This window comes from uncultured Bradyrhizobium sp., assembly GCF_947648125.1.
Lineage (GTDB): Bacteria > Pseudomonadota > Alphaproteobacteria > Rhizobiales > Xanthobacteraceae > Bradyrhizobium.
In genome coordinates this window covers 18,110-32,505 of the sequence record NZ_CANSMR010000015.1, presented here as the reverse complement: position 1 = coordinate 32,505, position 14,396 = coordinate 18,110, and the positions used below count along the sequence as shown (strand labels likewise).

General features: G+C 64.6%; 12 protein-coding genes and 1 pseudogene. 4 read left to right on the top strand and 9 right to left on the bottom strand.

Features of this window, described 5'->3' with window-relative positions:
• Positions 1-2: 2 nt before the first annotated feature.
• A pseudogene (locus tag Q0030_RS24305) lies at positions 3-80 on the bottom strand (DUF892 family protein); the annotation flags it as partial.
• 545 nt (positions 81-625) lie between these two features.
• Here Q0030_RS24305 and Q0030_RS24300 point away from each other — a divergent pair.
• Genes Q0030_RS24300 through Q0030_RS24290 form a run of 3 tightly spaced genes read left to right on the top strand, consistent with a single transcriptional unit; the run spans position 626 to position 5,241 of the window.
• Positions 626-1,645, top strand: a complete 1,020-nt coding sequence (locus Q0030_RS24300; protein WP_298372542.1) for a TRAP transporter substrate-binding protein — start codon at positions 626-628, stop codon at positions 1,643-1,645.
• Positions 1,646-1,679: 34 nt separating this feature from the next.
• On the top strand, positions 1,680-3,566 hold the full coding sequence (locus Q0030_RS24295; protein WP_298372538.1) for a TRAP transporter large permease subunit: 1,887 nt from the start codon (positions 1,680-1,682) through the stop codon (positions 3,564-3,566).
• Positions 3,567-3,591: 25 nt separating this feature from the next.
• A complete protein-coding gene (locus tag Q0030_RS24290; RefSeq protein ID WP_298372535.1) occupies positions 3,592-5,241 on the top strand; it encodes an acyl-CoA synthetase in 1,650 nt (549 codons plus the stop codon).
• Between the two features lie 9 nt (positions 5,242-5,250).
• Here the strand turns inward: Q0030_RS24290 and Q0030_RS24285 are convergent, their stop codons facing one another.
• The 8 genes from Q0030_RS24285 to Q0030_RS24250 form a co-directional block, all read right to left on the bottom strand.
• Positions 5,251-5,718, bottom strand: coding sequence for a MarR family transcriptional regulator (locus Q0030_RS24285; RefSeq protein WP_298372533.1), 468 nt, complete (start codon positions 5,716-5,718; stop codon positions 5,251-5,253).
• Entirely contained in the window at positions 5,699-6,457 is a 759-nt protein-coding gene (locus tag Q0030_RS24280; RefSeq protein ID WP_298372530.1) for a nitroreductase family protein, read from the bottom strand. The genes Q0030_RS24285 and Q0030_RS24280 overlap by 20 nt, the downstream gene beginning before the upstream one ends.
• Before the next feature lie 150 nt (positions 6,458-6,607).
• Positions 6,608-7,414, bottom strand: a complete 807-nt coding sequence (locus Q0030_RS24275; RefSeq protein ID WP_298372528.1) for an MBL fold metallo-hydrolase — start codon at positions 7,412-7,414, stop codon at positions 6,608-6,610.
• Complete coding sequence (locus tag Q0030_RS24270) at positions 7,411-8,202, bottom strand: TatD family hydrolase (protein ID WP_298372941.1); 792 nt, start codon at positions 8,200-8,202, stop codon at positions 7,411-7,413. The genes Q0030_RS24275 and Q0030_RS24270 overlap by 4 nt, the downstream gene beginning before the upstream one ends.
• 14 nt (positions 8,203-8,216) lie before the next feature.
• The gene (gene metG / locus Q0030_RS24265; RefSeq protein WP_298372527.1) at positions 8,217-10,175 is read right to left on the bottom strand and encodes a methionine--tRNA ligase; all 1,959 of its coding nucleotides are present in this window, start codon (positions 10,173-10,175) and stop codon (positions 8,217-8,219) included.
• A gap of 120 nt (positions 10,176-10,295) precedes the next feature.
• Positions 10,296-11,336: a DNA polymerase III subunit delta' gene (locus tag Q0030_RS24260; protein WP_298372526.1), complete on the bottom strand. Its 1,041-nt coding sequence runs from the start codon at positions 11,334-11,336 to the stop codon at positions 10,296-10,298.
• Positions 11,333-12,019 carry a dTMP kinase gene (tmk, locus tag Q0030_RS24255; RefSeq protein ID WP_298372524.1) on the bottom strand — a complete coding sequence of 229 codons (687 nt, stop codon included), beginning with the start codon at positions 12,017-12,019 and terminating at the stop codon, positions 11,333-11,335. Before tmk ends, Q0030_RS24260 begins: the two co-directional genes overlap by 4 nt.
• 1 nt (position 12,020) lies before the next feature.
• On the bottom strand, positions 12,021-13,280 hold the full coding sequence (locus tag Q0030_RS24250; protein ID WP_298372522.1) for a D-alanyl-D-alanine carboxypeptidase family protein: 1,260 nt from the start codon (positions 13,278-13,280) through the stop codon (positions 12,021-12,023).
• Between the two features lie 162 nt (positions 13,281-13,442).
• Between Q0030_RS24250 and Q0030_RS24245 the strand changes: the two genes are divergently transcribed.
• Complete coding sequence (locus Q0030_RS24245; protein WP_298372520.1) at positions 13,443-14,378, top strand: alpha/beta hydrolase; 936 nt, start codon at positions 13,443-13,445, stop codon at positions 14,376-14,378.
• Positions 14,379-14,396: the final 18 nt, after the last annotated feature.

The following is a 14,396-nucleotide window of genomic DNA, read 5'->3' as shown; positions in this document are numbered from 1 at the left end:
TATTCGCGCAGATGCTTGGTGAAAGCCTTCCGCAGGTCTTTCGATTGTGCCGCCTTCGCCATCTTCGGCAGTGTCTTCACCCGCGGCCGCGGCTATGACCGACACCGGCGTCTCGCTGACGTCGCAAGGATATCGCCCAACTCCGTGGCCAGCCGGACATACCAGGAGCGACCTTAGGGATCGCAGAGCCGATGATCGCTGCGCCCGAACGCGACGGTCTTATAGGATGCGTTGCGACGGCCCTATGGGATGAAACGGCCTCATGGGATGAAATGCGAACCGTATAGGGGAAGCCACGGCTGGGCCGCCAAGCCGGATCGGCTTCCATATCCGAAATTCGCATAAGGTATATTATGGAATATTTATATCTACAATTAGATCAGTTATTTAGTGGGAAATCTTCGCACCGGCTCGCAGCTTGGCGTCGTGCCGGTCGTTGGTTCGGCTCGCCCGGCCACCACAGCGATCCACGCCCACGCGTCTCGTCAGAAAGCCGATATTGCCGCGGCGTACGGACGCTGCAATAAGCGCCAGCTGTGCAGAGATCGCTGGTGACCCCGCGGCATCAGGTCCGTATAGGATGGCATCTCAGAACAACAACAAGCCTCTCGAGGGAGCAAACCCAATGAGCTTTTCACGACGCACGCTGCTGAAGGTTTCCGCCGCTTCCGCCGTCCTGGGCGGAATTGGCGCGCCGTATGTCGCGCGCGCCCAGTCGGCCGAGTTCTCTTACAAGTTCGCCAACAACCTGCCGGAATCGCACCCGCTGGTGGCTCGCGCCCGGGAGATGTCCGCGGCGATCAAGACCGAGACCAACGGCCGGTTCGACCTGCAGGTGTTCCCGAACAACCAGCTCGGCTCGGATACCGACGTGCTGAGCCAGGTGCGCTCCGGCGGCGTCGAGTTCTTCACGTTGTCCGGCCTGATCCTGGCGACCCTGGTGCCGGCGGCTTCGATCAACGGTATCGGTTTCGCATTCCCTGACTATCCCACGGTCTGGAAGGCCATGGATGGCGACCTCGGTGCCTATGTCCGCGGCGAGATCAAGAAGGCCGGCCTCGAGGTCATGGACAAGATCTGGGACAACGGCTTCCGCCAGACCACGTCGTCGACCAAGCCGATCAACGGTCCTGACGATCTCAAGGGCTTCAAGATCCGCGTGCCGGTGTCGCCGCTGTGGACCTCGATGTTCAAGGCGTTCGATGCATCGCCCGCCTCGATCAATTTCAGCGAGGTCTATTCGGCGCTACAGACCAAGATCGTCGAGGGCCAGGAAAACCCGCTGGCGCTGATCTCGACGGCGAAGCTGTACGAAGTCCAGAAGTATTGCTCGCTGACCAACCACATGTGGGACGGCTTCTGGTTCCTGATGAACCGTCGTGCCTGGGCGGCTTTGCCGGACGATATCAAGACCATCGTCGCCAAGCACGTCAACGCGGCCGCCGTCAAGGAGCGCGAGGACACCGAGAAGCTCAACGCCACCGTGAAGCAGGAGCTTACCGGCAAGGGCCTCGTCTTCAACCAGCCCGAGGTCGGGCCGTTCCGCGACAAGCTGCGCTCTGCCGGCTTCTACGCCGAGTGGAAGGGCAAGTACGGCGAGAAGGCCTGGGATCTGCTTGAGAAGTCCGTCGGCAAACTGTCCTGATCGATCAAGCGGGAGGCGTGCCAGGAGGATTGCCATGGCTCATGTCGAGATGACGCCGGCCGTGGCCGGCGAGGCGGCGTCACAGCCCCCTCGCCGCCGCTCTGTTGTCGGTTCCATCGAGGCTGCGCTCGGATGGCTGGTCGAAATCCCGGCGGCGATCCTTGTGGTCGCCGAGGTCGTGATCCTGTTCGCCGGCGTGGTGTCGCGCTACGTGCTGCATGCGCCGCTGATCTGGTCCGACGAACTGGCGTCGATCCTGTTCCTGTGGCTTGCGATGCTCGGGTCCGCGGTGGCGTTCCGCCGCGGTGAGCACATGCGGATGACGGCGCTGGTCGCGAGCGCCGGGCCGAGGCTGTGGGCCTATCTCGACGTCGTCGCGACCTGCGCCGCGCTCGCGTTCCTGATCCTGATCGTCCGGCCGGCCTACGAATATGCCTACGAGGAAAGCTTCATCACCACGCCGGCGCTGCAGATTTCCAACACCTGGCGCGCGGCGGCGCTGCCGGTCGGCATCTGCCTGATGGCGCTGTTCGCGCTGCTGCGGCTGGCGCGGGTCGGCGACTTCAAAACATTCCTGCTGGCGGCGCTGACCGTCGTCGCGCTGATCGGCGTGTTCTGGCTGGCGCAGCCGATGTTGCGGCCGCTCGGCAACCTCAACCTGATCATCTTCTTCGTCGGCGTCGTCGGCTTCTGCGTGTTCGCCGGTGTGCCGATCGGCTTTGCCTTCGGCATGGCGATCTTCGGCTATCTGGCGCTGACGACGCGGACGCCGCTGATGGTGCTGGTCGGCCGGATGGACGAGGGCATGAGCCACCTGATCCTGCTGTCGGTGCCGCTGTTCGTCTTCCTCGGCCTGCTGATCGAGATGACCGGCATGGCGCGCGCGATGGTGGCGTTCCTGGCGAGCCTGCTCGGGCATGTCCGCGGCGGCCTGCATTACGTGCTGGTCGGCGCAATGTACCTGGTGTCCGGCATCTCCGGATCGAAGGCCGCCGACATGGCCGCCGTCGCACCTGTGCTGTTTCCGGAAATGAAAGAGCGCGGCGCCAAGCCGGGCGATCTGGTCGCCCTGCTCGCCGCCACCGGCGCGCAGACCGAAACCATTCCGCCGAGCCTCGTGCTGATCACGATCGGCTCGGTCACCGGCGTCTCGATCTCGGCGCTGTTCACCGGCGGCCTGTTGCCGGGCGTCGTGCTGGCAATCACGCTGTCGGCGCTGGTGTGGTGGCGCTATCGCGGCGAGGACTTGAGCCACGTCCAGCGCGCCACGGGCAGCGAGATCGGCAAGGCGTTGGTGTTCGCCCTGCCCGCATTGGCCCTGCCCTTCGTGATCCGCTACGCGGTGGTCGAAGGCATCGCCACTGCGACCGAAGTCTCGACGATCGGCATCGTCTACGCCTTCGTCATCGGCCTGTTGATCTACCGCCAGTTCAACTGGCGGCGGCTGGTGCCGATTCTGATCGACACGGCGTGCCTGTCGGGCGCGATCCTGTTCATCATCGGCACCGCGACCGGCATGGCCTGGGGCCTGACCCAGTCCGGCTTCTCGCGGGCACTGGCGGCGGCGATGACCGGGCTGCCGGGCGGCTCGGCGACCTTCATCGCGGTCTCGATCCTGGCCTTCGTGATCCTTGGCAGCGTGCTGGAAGGCATTCCGGCGATCGTGCTGTTCGGGCCGCTGCTGTTTCCGATTGCGCGCCAGGTTGGCGTTCACGAGGTGCACTACGCCATGATCATCATCCTGGCGATGGGCATCGGACTGTTCGCGCCGCCGTTCGGCGTCGGCTATTATGCCGCCTGCGCCATCGGGCGCGTCGATCCGGCCGAGGGTATCCGGCCGATCTGGGGTTACATGCTGGCGTTGTTGATCGGCCTGATCATCGTCGCCATCTTCCCCTGGATATCGATCGGTTTCCTTTAAAGCACCTTGCGGATGGGATAGAGCCATGAGTGCAGCTCAAAACCAGTACTCGATCGGGCTCGACAAGACGCCCGCCAACTACGTGCCGCTGACGCCGCTGAGCTTCCTGGCGCGCTCGGCCGCCGTCTATCCCGACCATCTCAGCGCGGTCTATGAGGGCCGCAGCTTCACCTGGAAGGAGACCTACCAGCGCTGCAAGCGCTTTGCGTCCTATCTCGCAAGCCATGGCATCGGGCATGGCGATACGGTCGCCGCGATGCTGCCGAACATCCCGGCGATGAACGAGCTGCATTTCGCGGTGCCGATGACCGGCGCGGTGCTGAATGCGCTGAACATCCGCCTCGATGCAGCGTCGATCGCATTCCAGCTCGACCATGGCGGCGCCAGGATCATCCTGGTCGACCCCGAATTCTCCGGCGTGATCGCGGAAGCCCTGACCCTGATGACGGGCGCGAAGCCGTTCGTGATCGACGTCGATGACGCCGCCTTCGCCGGCGGCAAGCGGATCGGCGAGATCGAGTATGAAGCGGCGGTCGCCTCCGGCGATCCCGCATTTGTGGAGCGGCCGCCGGCCGACGAATGGGATGCGATCGCGCTGAGCTACACGTCGGGCACGACGGGCAATCCGAAGGGCGTCGTGACCCATCACCGCGGCGCCTATCTCAACGCCGTCAGTAACATCCTCGCCGGCAATCTCGGCCAGCATCCGGTCTATCTCTGGACGCTGCCGATGTTTCACTGCAACGGCTGGTGCTTCCCCTGGACGATCGCGGCGACCGCCGGCGTCAATGTCTGCCTGCGCAAGGTCGATCCGGCAAAGATCTTTGAGCTGATCCCGAAGCACGGCGTCACCCACATGTGCGGCGCGCCGATCGTCTACAACACGCTGATCAACGCGCCCGATGCGCCGACGGGCGGCAAGGCGAAGCCCGTCGTCGGTCTGATCGCGGGCGCCGCGCCGCCGGTCGCAGTGCTCGAAGGCGCCGAGCGCATCGGCATCAAGCTGACCCATGTCTATGGGCTGACCGAAGTCTATGGCCCCGCCTCCGTTTGTGCCGAGCAACCGGGCTGGGACGAGTTGTCGGCCGATGCGCGCGCGCAGCTGAAGCGGCGTCAGGGCGTGGCCTATCCGCTGCAGGAAGACGTCACCGTGCTCGATCCCGAGACGATGCGCGAGGTGCCGCGCGACGGCGAGACCATCGGCGAGGTCATGTTCCGCGGCAACATCGTGATGAAGGGCTATCTGAAGAACGAGAAGGCGACGCAGGAAGCCTTCGCCGGCGGCTGGTTTCATACCGGCGATCTCGGCGTGCTCGACGAGCACGGCTACGTCATCATCAAGGACCGCTCGAAAGACATCATCATCTCCGGCGGCGAGAACGTCTCCTCGGTCGAGGTGGAGGATATCCTCTACAAGCACCCGGCCGTGCTGTTTGCCGCTGTTGTCGCGAAGCCCGATCCGAAATGGGGCGAAGTGCCCTGCGCCTTCCTCGAGCTGAAGGACGGCGCCAAGGTGACCGAGGCCGAGATCATCGCCTATTGCCGCGAGCACATGTCGGGCTTCAAGACGCCGAAGTCAGTGGTGTTCGGCGTGATCCCGAAGACCTCCACGGGCAAGATCCAGAAATTCCTGCTGCGCAACCAGGTCGGATCGGCCAAGGCGATCTCGGCCTGAGCGGCGGGCTCAGCCCTCCGCAAGGCGGCCGAGCAGTTCGTACAGCAGTCGCCTCTGGTCGGCCTTGAGCGGCGCCAGCGTGGTCGCGGTGCATTCGATCTCGATCGGGATCAGCTGCTCGACCAGCGCCACGCCGGCCGCGGTCAGGTCGATCAGGATCAGCCGCTTGTCGGTCGCATCGCGCCGGGTCGCAACCAGGCGCCGCTTCTTCAGCCGCAGCACGACGTCGCGGATATTGGCGGGCTCCATCGCAACCAGCCGCCCGAGCAGGTTCTGCGACAGCGCCCCGCGCTCATAGAGCCGGGCCAGCGTGGCATATTGCGGAGCCGTCAGGTCGTAGGAGCCGATCCGGTCGACCAGGTTGGACGAGGCGCGCTGATACGCCTTGCGTAGCAGGAAGCCGACCTGGTCCTCCAGCCGGTAGTCCGACGCAACGCGCCGGACCGGTGCCGCTGCCTTAGTCGACGTTCTCGGCATCCCGGTACATCACCTTGTGGCGCGTGGTCGACACCCATTCGTCGATCTGGGCTTCGGTCATGAAGTGCTGATCATCGAACCTGTTCCGATTGCTGATATCGGCCAGGCTCTTCTTCCAGCGCTTGTACGGCGGCTTCGCGGGCGGACCGAAGCACATGATGTCGAGCACGGATAATTCCTCGGGAATGCCGAGCAGCGGCTTCATCGCCTGCTGCGCCTTCTCCTGCCCGATCGCGGTCACCCACCAGACGTTATAGCCGAGCGCGGCCGCCGCCAGATGCGCCGACATCGTTGCCGCCGCCACGCTCTGCAGCAGGATCCGCTCGGCATTCTCCTTGTACATCTTGTCGAGTTCGGAGCCGTCGTTGAGCACCGGAAACGCCCTGACCCAGCGGAAGTCGCTGGCGACGACGATGAAGCCGGGGGCCGACGCGAGGCCGCGATAATCGGGCGTCGGAAACTTCATCTTGAGCCGGGCGCGGGCGACCTGCTCCTCGCGGAAATACTCCGTGATCCGGTTCTTGAGGTCCTGATCGGTGACCGCAATGAAATGCCAGGGTTGCGCATTGGCGCCCGACGGTGCGTGCCGCGCGGCCTCCAGGATCATGTCGTAATGCTCCGGCGGCATCACGTAACTGGAGTCGAACGCCCGGGTCGTCAGGCGGTTCTTCACGACGTCCATCAGCGCGTCATATCGCGTGCGATCGGTGTAGTCCCGCACTGCCATAGCTTCCGCCATCGAGGCCTCCCGATATTGTTATGATCATAACGATATCGATAATTCACAAGAGGTCAATGCCCGATAGCAGCGCCGGGCGATCATTGACGCGCGGAACCGTGCGCCCGCGATGGGCGCCCAAGTCCGGCTAGCTCTGCGATGTGTGAGGTTTCAGCCTGCCCGATCGAGCGTCAGACGCATGCCGTCATAGGCCGGGATCACGCCGGCCGGCAGGCTCTGCCGCAGCACCTCGTAGTCGAGGTCGGAATGCATGTTGGTGATGACCGCGCGCTTCGGCTTGAAGCGCTCGATCCACGACAGCGCGTCCGCAACACTGAAATGACTGGGATGCTGCGCATAGCGCAGGCCGTCGACGATCCAGAGATCGAGACCTTCCAGCGCCGGCCAGCTCTCCGCGGGAATGTCGTGGAGATCGGGCGTGTAGGCGGCATCGCCGATGCGGTAGCCGAGCGCGGGAATCTGGCCATGCTGCACCAGGAAGGCCTCGAGCTTGAGCGGACCGCCCTTCCCTTGCACCGAGTGGCTCTCGCCGGCCTCGATCGAATGCCGGGTCAGGATCGGCGGATAGTCGCTGCCTTCCGGTGAGATGAAGCAGTAGGAGAACCGCGCCATGATGTCCTTGGCGGTCGACTGGTTGAAGTAGACCGGGATGCGGCGGCGCTGGTGCAGCACCACCGAGCGCAGATCGTCGATGCCGTGGGTCTGGTCGGCATGCTCATGGGTCAGGAACACCGCGTCGATATGCTCGACATTGCCGTCGATCAGCTGCTCACGCAGATCAGGCGAGGTATCGATCACGACCCGCGTGGTGCCGTGTTCCATGGTGCGCTCGGCCATGATCGAGCAGCGTCGGCGGCGATTCCTGGGATTGTTGGGATCGCAGGCGCCCCAACCGAGCGCCGGACGTGGCACGCCGGCGGAAGAGCCGCAGCCCAGAATGGTCAGTGTCAGCGTCATGCAGCAACCTTCGGCGCCGGCACCTTGGAGAACAGCCGGAAGAAGTTTTCAGTGGTCTGCCGCGAGATCTCCTCGAGGGAGACGCCGCGTGTTTCGGCGAGCACCTTGGCGACCTCGACGACGTAGGACGGCTCGTTGCGCTTGCCGCGGAATTTGCCGGGCGCAAGATACGGCGCGTCGGTCTCGACCATGATGCGATCGGCCGGCAGCTCGGCGGCCAGCGCGCGCAAGGCGTCCGACTTCTTGAAGGTCAGGATGCCCGTGAACGAGATCGACAGCCCGAGCGCGATCGCCTTCATCGCGAGCTCACGGCCGCCGGTGTAGCAGTGCAGAACCGCCTTGAACGGCCCCTTCGCGATCTCATCCTCCAGGATGCGGCCGCAATCCTCGTCGGCCTCCCGGGTGTGAATGACAAGCGGCAGGCCGGTTTCGCGCGCCGCAGCGATATGCGCACGAAAGCCGCGCTCCTGCGCCTCGCGCGAGCCATGCTCATAGAAGTAATCGAGCCCCGCTTCGCCGAGTGCCACGACTTTCGGATGCTTGGTCAGCTCGAGTAGTTCGCTGGCCGGGATGCCGTCCTCTTCGTCGGCGTGATGCGGATGGGTGCCGACCGAGCAGTAGACGTCGGGAAAGCGTTCCGTGATCGCAAGCAGGCCGCCGAGCCGCTTCACCCGGGTCGAGATCGTGACCATGCGGCCGATGCCAGCCGCTTCGGCGCGCCCGACGATCCCGTCGAGATCGTCGGCGAAATCAGGGAAATCGAGATGGCAGTGACTGTCGACCAGCATGAATTTCGAACCACTCACTCGGTCTTCGGTTCCACGTAGCGCGGGAATACGCCGACGGGCGCCGGCAGGACGGTACCCGGCCTGATCCGCTCGGCGATCGTGGCAAAGCTGCGCGCATCCACTGATATGCCGAGGCTGTCGAGCATCTTGCCGCAGGATTCCGGCATCACCGCCTGCGCCATGATCGCGATCTGTCGCACCACTTCGGCGGTGACATAGAGCACCGTCTTCTGGCGCGCCGGATCGGTCTTCGCCAAGGCCCACGGCGCCTCGCCGGCAAAGTAGCGATTGGCTTCGGCGACCACGGCCCACACTGTGTTGAGCCATTGATGAATCTGCTGCGTCGCCATCGCGGTCCGCGACGTCTCCAGCATGGCATCGGCCTGCGCCAGGATCGCCTTGTCGGTGTCGCTGAACTCGCCGGGCTCCGGCAGCACGCCGCCCAATTGCTTGGCGATCATCGACAGCGAACGCTGCGCGAGATTGCCAAAATCGTTGGCGAGGTCGGCATTGATACGCGCGACGATGGCCTCGTGGTTGTAGTTGCCGTCCTGGCCGAACGGCACCTCGCGCAGGAAGAAGTAGCGCACCTGGTCGACGCCGTACTGATCGGCGAGATTGAAGGGATCGACCACGTTGCCGACCGACTTCGACATCTTCTCGCCCCTGTTGAACAGGAAGCCGTGCGCATAGACGCGCCTTTGCAACGGGATGCCCGCCGACATCAGGAAGGCCGGCCAGTACACCGCGTGGAAGCGGATGATGTCCTTGCCGATGATGTGCACATCGGCCGGCCAGTAGCGCCAGTGCTTGTCGCTCTCGTCGGGATAGCCGACGCCGGTGATGTAGTTGGTCAGCGCATCGACCCAGACATACATCACGTGCTCGGGATCGCTCGGGACCTTGACGCCCCAGTCGAAGGTGGTGCGGGAGATCGAGAGATCCTTGAGCCCGCCCCGCACAAAGCTCATCACCTCGTTGCGGCGCGAATCCGGGCCGATGAAATCGGGTTGGCTCTCATAGAGCTGCAACAGCTTGTCCTGGTAGGCCGAGAGCTTGAAGAAGTAGCTCTTCTCCTCGACCCATTCGACCGGCGTGCCCTGCGGGCCACGGCGGACATTGTCCTCGCCGACTGTGGTCTCATCCTCAGCGTAATAGGCCTCGTCGCGCACCGAGTACCAGCCGGCATAGGCGTCGATATAGATGTCGCCATTGTCAGCCATCCGCTGCCAGATTGCCTGGCTGGAGCGGTGGTGCTGCTCTTCCGAGGTGCGGATGAATCGGTTGAACGAGACGTTGAGCCGTTCGTCCATCTCCTTGAAGCGTGCGGCGTTGCGGGTCGCGAGATCGTACGGCGTCATCCCCTCGCCGGCCGCGGTCTGGATCATTTTCTGTCCGTGCTCGTCGGTGCCGGTCAGGAAGAACACATCCTTGCCGTCGAGCCGCTGGAAGCGCGCCAGCGCATCGGTCGCGATCGCCTCATAGGCGTGGCCGATATGCGGCTGGCCGTTCGGATAAGCGATCGCGGTCGTGATGTAGTAGGCGTTGCCGCGGTCTGGGGTCGGCGCGGAAGCGGCTGCAGGCGCAGGAGCCGCCGCGGCCTTGGCTCGCTTCGGCGCGCGAACGGCTGGCGCCTTCGGGGCAGCCAGAGGCTTCGGAGGAGCAGGTTTCGTTGCAACGGGTGCGGCTGCAGCAACTGCCTTCTTCGGCGGAGCCTTGGCGGCTTTCGCGGTAGTCTTCTTGGCCGCCTTCTTCGCAACCTTCTTGACGGCCTTTTTGGCGACCTTCTTCGCAGTCGACTTCTTGGCTCCTGTCTTGGCCTTGGTGGCTTTCTTCCCCTTCTTGGTAACGCGCCCACCCTTCTTGGTCTTGGTCGCACGCGACTTCGCCATGGCTTTCCTGGTCGCGCGAGCGGGCGATGCCTTCTTCGTCTTCTTGGCTTTCTTCGACGATTTCTTCTTAGCGGTCGCCACCACGGAATCCTTTGCAGATCGAAACGAGATTGTCGGGAGTGTTGTCAGACGGATGTGTCTTCGGATGAGTGTGTTTTCGGACGAGTGCGCATTCAGACAGATTGTTTTCAGACTTGGCGTCTATCGGGTCGCGTCCGCGAGCATCGAAAACACCGAGAAAACCAGCGGCTTGCGCTCCAGATTGTAGGCTTCGGTATCGCGCGCGGCGCGGACGATCTTTTCCCATACCTCCGCCAGCCGTGCAAGGCGCGGCAGATTGGCATTGGCATCGCCAGTTCGCATGCGCTCGCTCATCCAGCGATCGATGCCGTCGATGAAGGCGGCAAGCGCGACGCGGTCACTGGTGCCGAGTGCATCGCCCAGCGCGTGCAGCTCGCGCGGATCGACGCTCGGAAGCGTTGCCAGCAGCGCGGCCGTGCGTTGCTGCAGCTTGAGCGCGTCGCCGCCGAGCAGCGATAGCGCCCGCCCGACGCTGCCCTCGGACGCTGCCGCGGCTTCCGCCAGCGCAGGATCGTCGGCCTCGATGTCGGTTGCGGCCGCGGCCGCGCGCACCACATCGCCCGTCTCCAGCGGCCGCAGCAGCAATTTGCGGCAGCGGGACAGGATGGTGGGCAGCACCCGTGACGGCGCGTGGCTGACCAGCAGGAACAGCGATTGCTGCGGCGGCTCCTCGAGGATCTTCAGCAGCGCGTTCGCGGCATTGGGATTGAGCTCGTCGACCGTATCGACGATGCAGACCCGCCAGCCGTCGACCGCGGCGGTCGAGCCGAAGAACGAGATCGTCTCGCGCGTCTCGTCGACCGTGATCACGGTGCGCATCACGCCGCGATCGTTGAGGCCACGCTCCAGCACCAGCAGCCCGCCATGGGCGCCCGCCGTGATCTGGCGCGCCACCGGATCGGACGGATCGACCCGCAGCGTCGGCGCCGCCTGCACCTGAGACGACTTCGGATTGCGGAACGCCAGCACGAACCGCGCCATGCGGTAGGCCAGAGTCGCCTTGCCGATGCCCTGCGCGCCGCCGATCAGCCAGGCATGCGGAATTCGTCCGCTGCGATAGGCATCGAGCAACGCGGTCTCCGCCTCGCGATGCCCGAACAGATCGGGCGTTTCGCGCGGGTGGCGAGCGGGGTTCTCCTGTTCGACCTTGCGTGCGCTCATGCGGAAGTGTCTGCGGTGAGCGTTGCGCGCAGATGCTCGCGCAGCGCGGTCCATATCCGGGCCGCGACCGTGTCCTGATCGGCCGTCGAGTCGATTAGCACGCAGCGCTCCGGGTCTTCGGCGGCGATCCGGCGGTAGGCGTCACGCAAATCCCGATGGAACTTGATGCCCTCGGCTTCGAAACGATCCGCCGTGGCATTGCCGCGGCGCATGGCGGCGCGCTGCAACCCGACCTCAACCGGCACATCGAGGATGAAGGTCAGGTCGGGCTTGAGATCGCCGATGGTGACGCGTTGCATGGCATTGACGAGGCCGGCCGGCACCTGCCCAAGCTGGCCTTGATAGGCGCGCGTGGAATCGAAGAAGCGATCGCACAGAACCCAGATGCCCTGGTTGAGCGCCGGCAGGATCACGGTGCGGACATGGTCGTCACGCGCGGCGGCAAACAGCAGCGTCTCGGCTTCCGGCCCGAGCAGCTTGCCCATCCCCGACAGCACGAGGTGACGAATGATCTCGGCCCCGGGCGAGCCGCCGGGCTCACGGGTCACGATCACACGCAGCTTGGCGACATCGAGCCGTTCGGCGAGCTTGCGGATCTGGGTCGATTTCCCCGATCCCTCGCCGCCCTCAAAGGTGATGAAGCGACCGCGCAAGCTCGGCCGTTGGACTGCTGCTTCCGCCATGTCAGAGCTTCTCGACCCCTGCGCGGAACATTCCGATCACAAGCTCCTGGGCGCCGTCGAGCGCGCGGCGCATCGTCGATCCCGTGCCGACGGCATCCGCCGCGAACACCGGAGTTTCCATCGCGACATTGCCGCCGCGCCAGACCCGGACGACACCGATCTGCTGGCCGGCAGTGATCGGTGCCTTGACCGGACCGCTATAGATGACGCGCGCGAGCAGCTTGTCGTTGCCGTTCTTCGAGACCATCACCTTGATCGGATCGGGGCTGACCAGCTTGACCGAGCGGCTCTCGCCGCCGAACACCCGGGCGTAGCCGACCGGCTGGTTGGCCGCGATCAGGACCCGGGTCTCGAAGCTGCGGAACCCCCATTCCAGCATCTTCTTGGCTTCGGTGGCGCGGTCTTCGGAATCCTCAAGGCCGTTGACCACGACGATCAGCCGCGTGTCGTTCTGCACGGCCGAGCCGACCATGCCGTAGCCGCCTTCCTTGGTGTAGCCGGTCTTCAGGCCATCGGCGCCGGGCAGAGCGTTCAGCAGCGGGTTGCGGTTCTGCTGGCGGATCTTGTTCCAGGTGAATTCCTTCTCGCCGAACAGCTTGTAGCGGTCCGGGTAGGTCAGGATGATGTGGCGCGCCAAGACCGCGAGTTCCCGTACCGTCATCTTGTTGGTCGGGTCCGGCAGCCCGTTGGAATTGCCGAAGGTCGACTTCGTCATGCCGAGCTCGCGGGCGCGCTTGGTCATGAAGTCGGTCGCAAACGTATGCTCGTTGCCGGCGATGCCCTCGGCGAGTGCGATGCAGGCGTCGTTGCCGCTCGGGATGATCGCGCCGTGCAGGAGGTCGTCGACCGAGACCTTGCTGTTGATCGCCGCGAACATCGTGGAAGTCCCGGACGGCGCCCCGCCCCGCCGCCAGGCGTTCTCGCTGATGCGATACTCATCTGACAGCTTGATGTCGCCCTTCTTGATGGCGTCGAACACCACTTCGGCCGTCATCAGCTTCATCATGCTGGAGGGCGCACGCAGCTCGTCGGCGTTCTTCTCGAACAGCACGCTGCCCGAGGAGGCCTCGACCAGGATCGCGGTCGGCGCATCGCCGTCGAACCCACCCTCTTCCTTCTTGGCGCCCTGGACGCTGTTGTTGGCGGCATAGACCACCCCGCCGCAACCGATCGCCAGCACGACCGCGGCCGCGACCAGGCCACGCCAGCAACGCCCGGCGCGAGCGAACGACGTGCGGGGAATTTCGGTCTGGGCTGCCATCGGCGATGTCCTGAAAGACTGCGTTCTAACAGCTGGAAGTATCGCAAACAACTGAGGTTTCGCCGCTTGTACACGGCCGGCTGGATTGCCGGCTGCGCTGAACGCCCGTATCCTTGGAACCAGCTAACGACAGCAGAACCGGCAAACAAGGCGGAAACGCGAATGTCATCCTCCCGCACCATTTCCGCCAACGGCATCGACATGTTCGTGCGCGAGGCCGGGCAAGGGCCACTGGTCGTGCTCTGCCATGGCTGGCCGGAGCTGTCCTACTCATGGCGGCACCAGATCGCAGCGCTCGCTGCGGCTGGCTTCCGGGTCGTCGCCCCCGACATGCGCGGTTTCGGCCGGACCACCGCACCGGCCGACATCGGCGCCTACACGATCTTCGATACTGCGGGCGACATGGTCGCGCTGGTGGCCGCGCTCGGCGAGCAGAAGGCGATGATCGTCGGTCACGATTGGGGCGCGCCGGTTGCCTGGCACGCGGCCCTGTTCCGCCCTGATATCTTCACCAAGGTCGCCGGCCTCAGCGTGCCGCCGCCGTTCCGTGGCCGCGGCCGTCCGCTGGAAACCCTGCGCGAGAGCGATATCACCAATTTCTATTGGCAATACTTCCAGCCATCAGGTGTGGCCGAGGCCGAGTTCGAGCGCGACATCGCTCACACCATGCGGTTGGTGCTGGGGCGCGGCGTCTCCGATCCGAGCTCGATGTTCGTCGACGAAGCCAAGGGCTTCCTCGGCAAGCTGCCCGCCGGAATGCCGCTACCGGCCTGGTTGACCGAGGCCGATATCGCCGAATTCGCCGAAGGCTATCGGCAGTCCGGCTTCCGCGGCGGCCTCAACTGGTACCGCAATCTCGATCGCAATTGGGAGCTGACCGCGCCTTGGCAGGACGCGCAGATCCATCAGCCGTCGCTGTTTATCGCCGGCTCCAAGGACTCGGTGATCACAGGATTGATCGGCGCAAAGCGGGTCGCGGACATGGAACGCGTGCTGCCGAACCTGCGGCAGAAGCTGATCATCGAGGGCGCCGGCCACTGGATCCAGCAGGAGCGCCCGGACGAGGTCAACGCGGCGCTGATCGCATTTCTGAAATGATCAGGCCAAGAGCCTGAT

What these genes read in the sequence shown, in the direction of transcription:
- Q0030_RS24285 (WP_298372533.1), bottom strand. Translation starts at nt 5,718, where the DNA reads ATGCCGAGAACGTCGACTAAGGCAGCGGCACCGGTCCGGCGCGTTGCG.
- Q0030_RS24290 (WP_298372535.1), top strand. Translation starts at nt 3,592, where the DNA reads ATGAGTGCAGCTCAAAACCAGTACTCGATCGGGCTCGACAAGACGCCC.
- Q0030_RS24280 (WP_298372530.1), bottom strand. Translation starts at nt 6,457, where the DNA reads ATGGCGGAAGCTATGGCAGTGCGGGACTACACCGATCGCACGCGATAT.
- Q0030_RS24295 (WP_298372538.1), top strand. Translation starts at nt 1,680, where the DNA reads ATGGCTCATGTCGAGATGACGCCGGCCGTGGCCGGCGAGGCGGCGTCA.
- Q0030_RS24260 (WP_298372526.1), bottom strand. Translation starts at nt 11,336, where the DNA reads ATGAGCGCACGCAAGGTCGAACAGGAGAACCCCGCTCGCCACCCGCGC.
- Q0030_RS24245 (WP_298372520.1), top strand. Translation starts at nt 13,443, where the DNA reads ATGTCATCCTCCCGCACCATTTCCGCCAACGGCATCGACATGTTCGTG.
- Q0030_RS24250 (WP_298372522.1), bottom strand. Translation starts at nt 13,280, where the DNA reads ATGGCAGCCCAGACCGAAATTCCCCGCACGTCGTTCGCTCGCGCCGGG.
- Q0030_RS24270 (WP_298372941.1), bottom strand. Translation starts at nt 8,202, where the DNA reads ATGCTGGTCGACAGTCACTGCCATCTCGATTTCCCTGATTTCGCCGAC.
- Q0030_RS24275 (WP_298372528.1), bottom strand. Translation starts at nt 7,414, where the DNA reads ATGACGCTGACACTGACCATTCTGGGCTGCGGCTCTTCCGCCGGCGTG.
- Q0030_RS24300 (WP_298372542.1), top strand. Translation starts at nt 626, where the DNA reads ATGAGCTTTTCACGACGCACGCTGCTGAAGGTTTCCGCCGCTTCCGCC.
- tmk (WP_298372524.1), bottom strand. Translation starts at nt 12,019, where the DNA reads ATGGCGGAAGCAGCAGTCCAACGGCCGAGCTTGCGCGGTCGCTTCATC.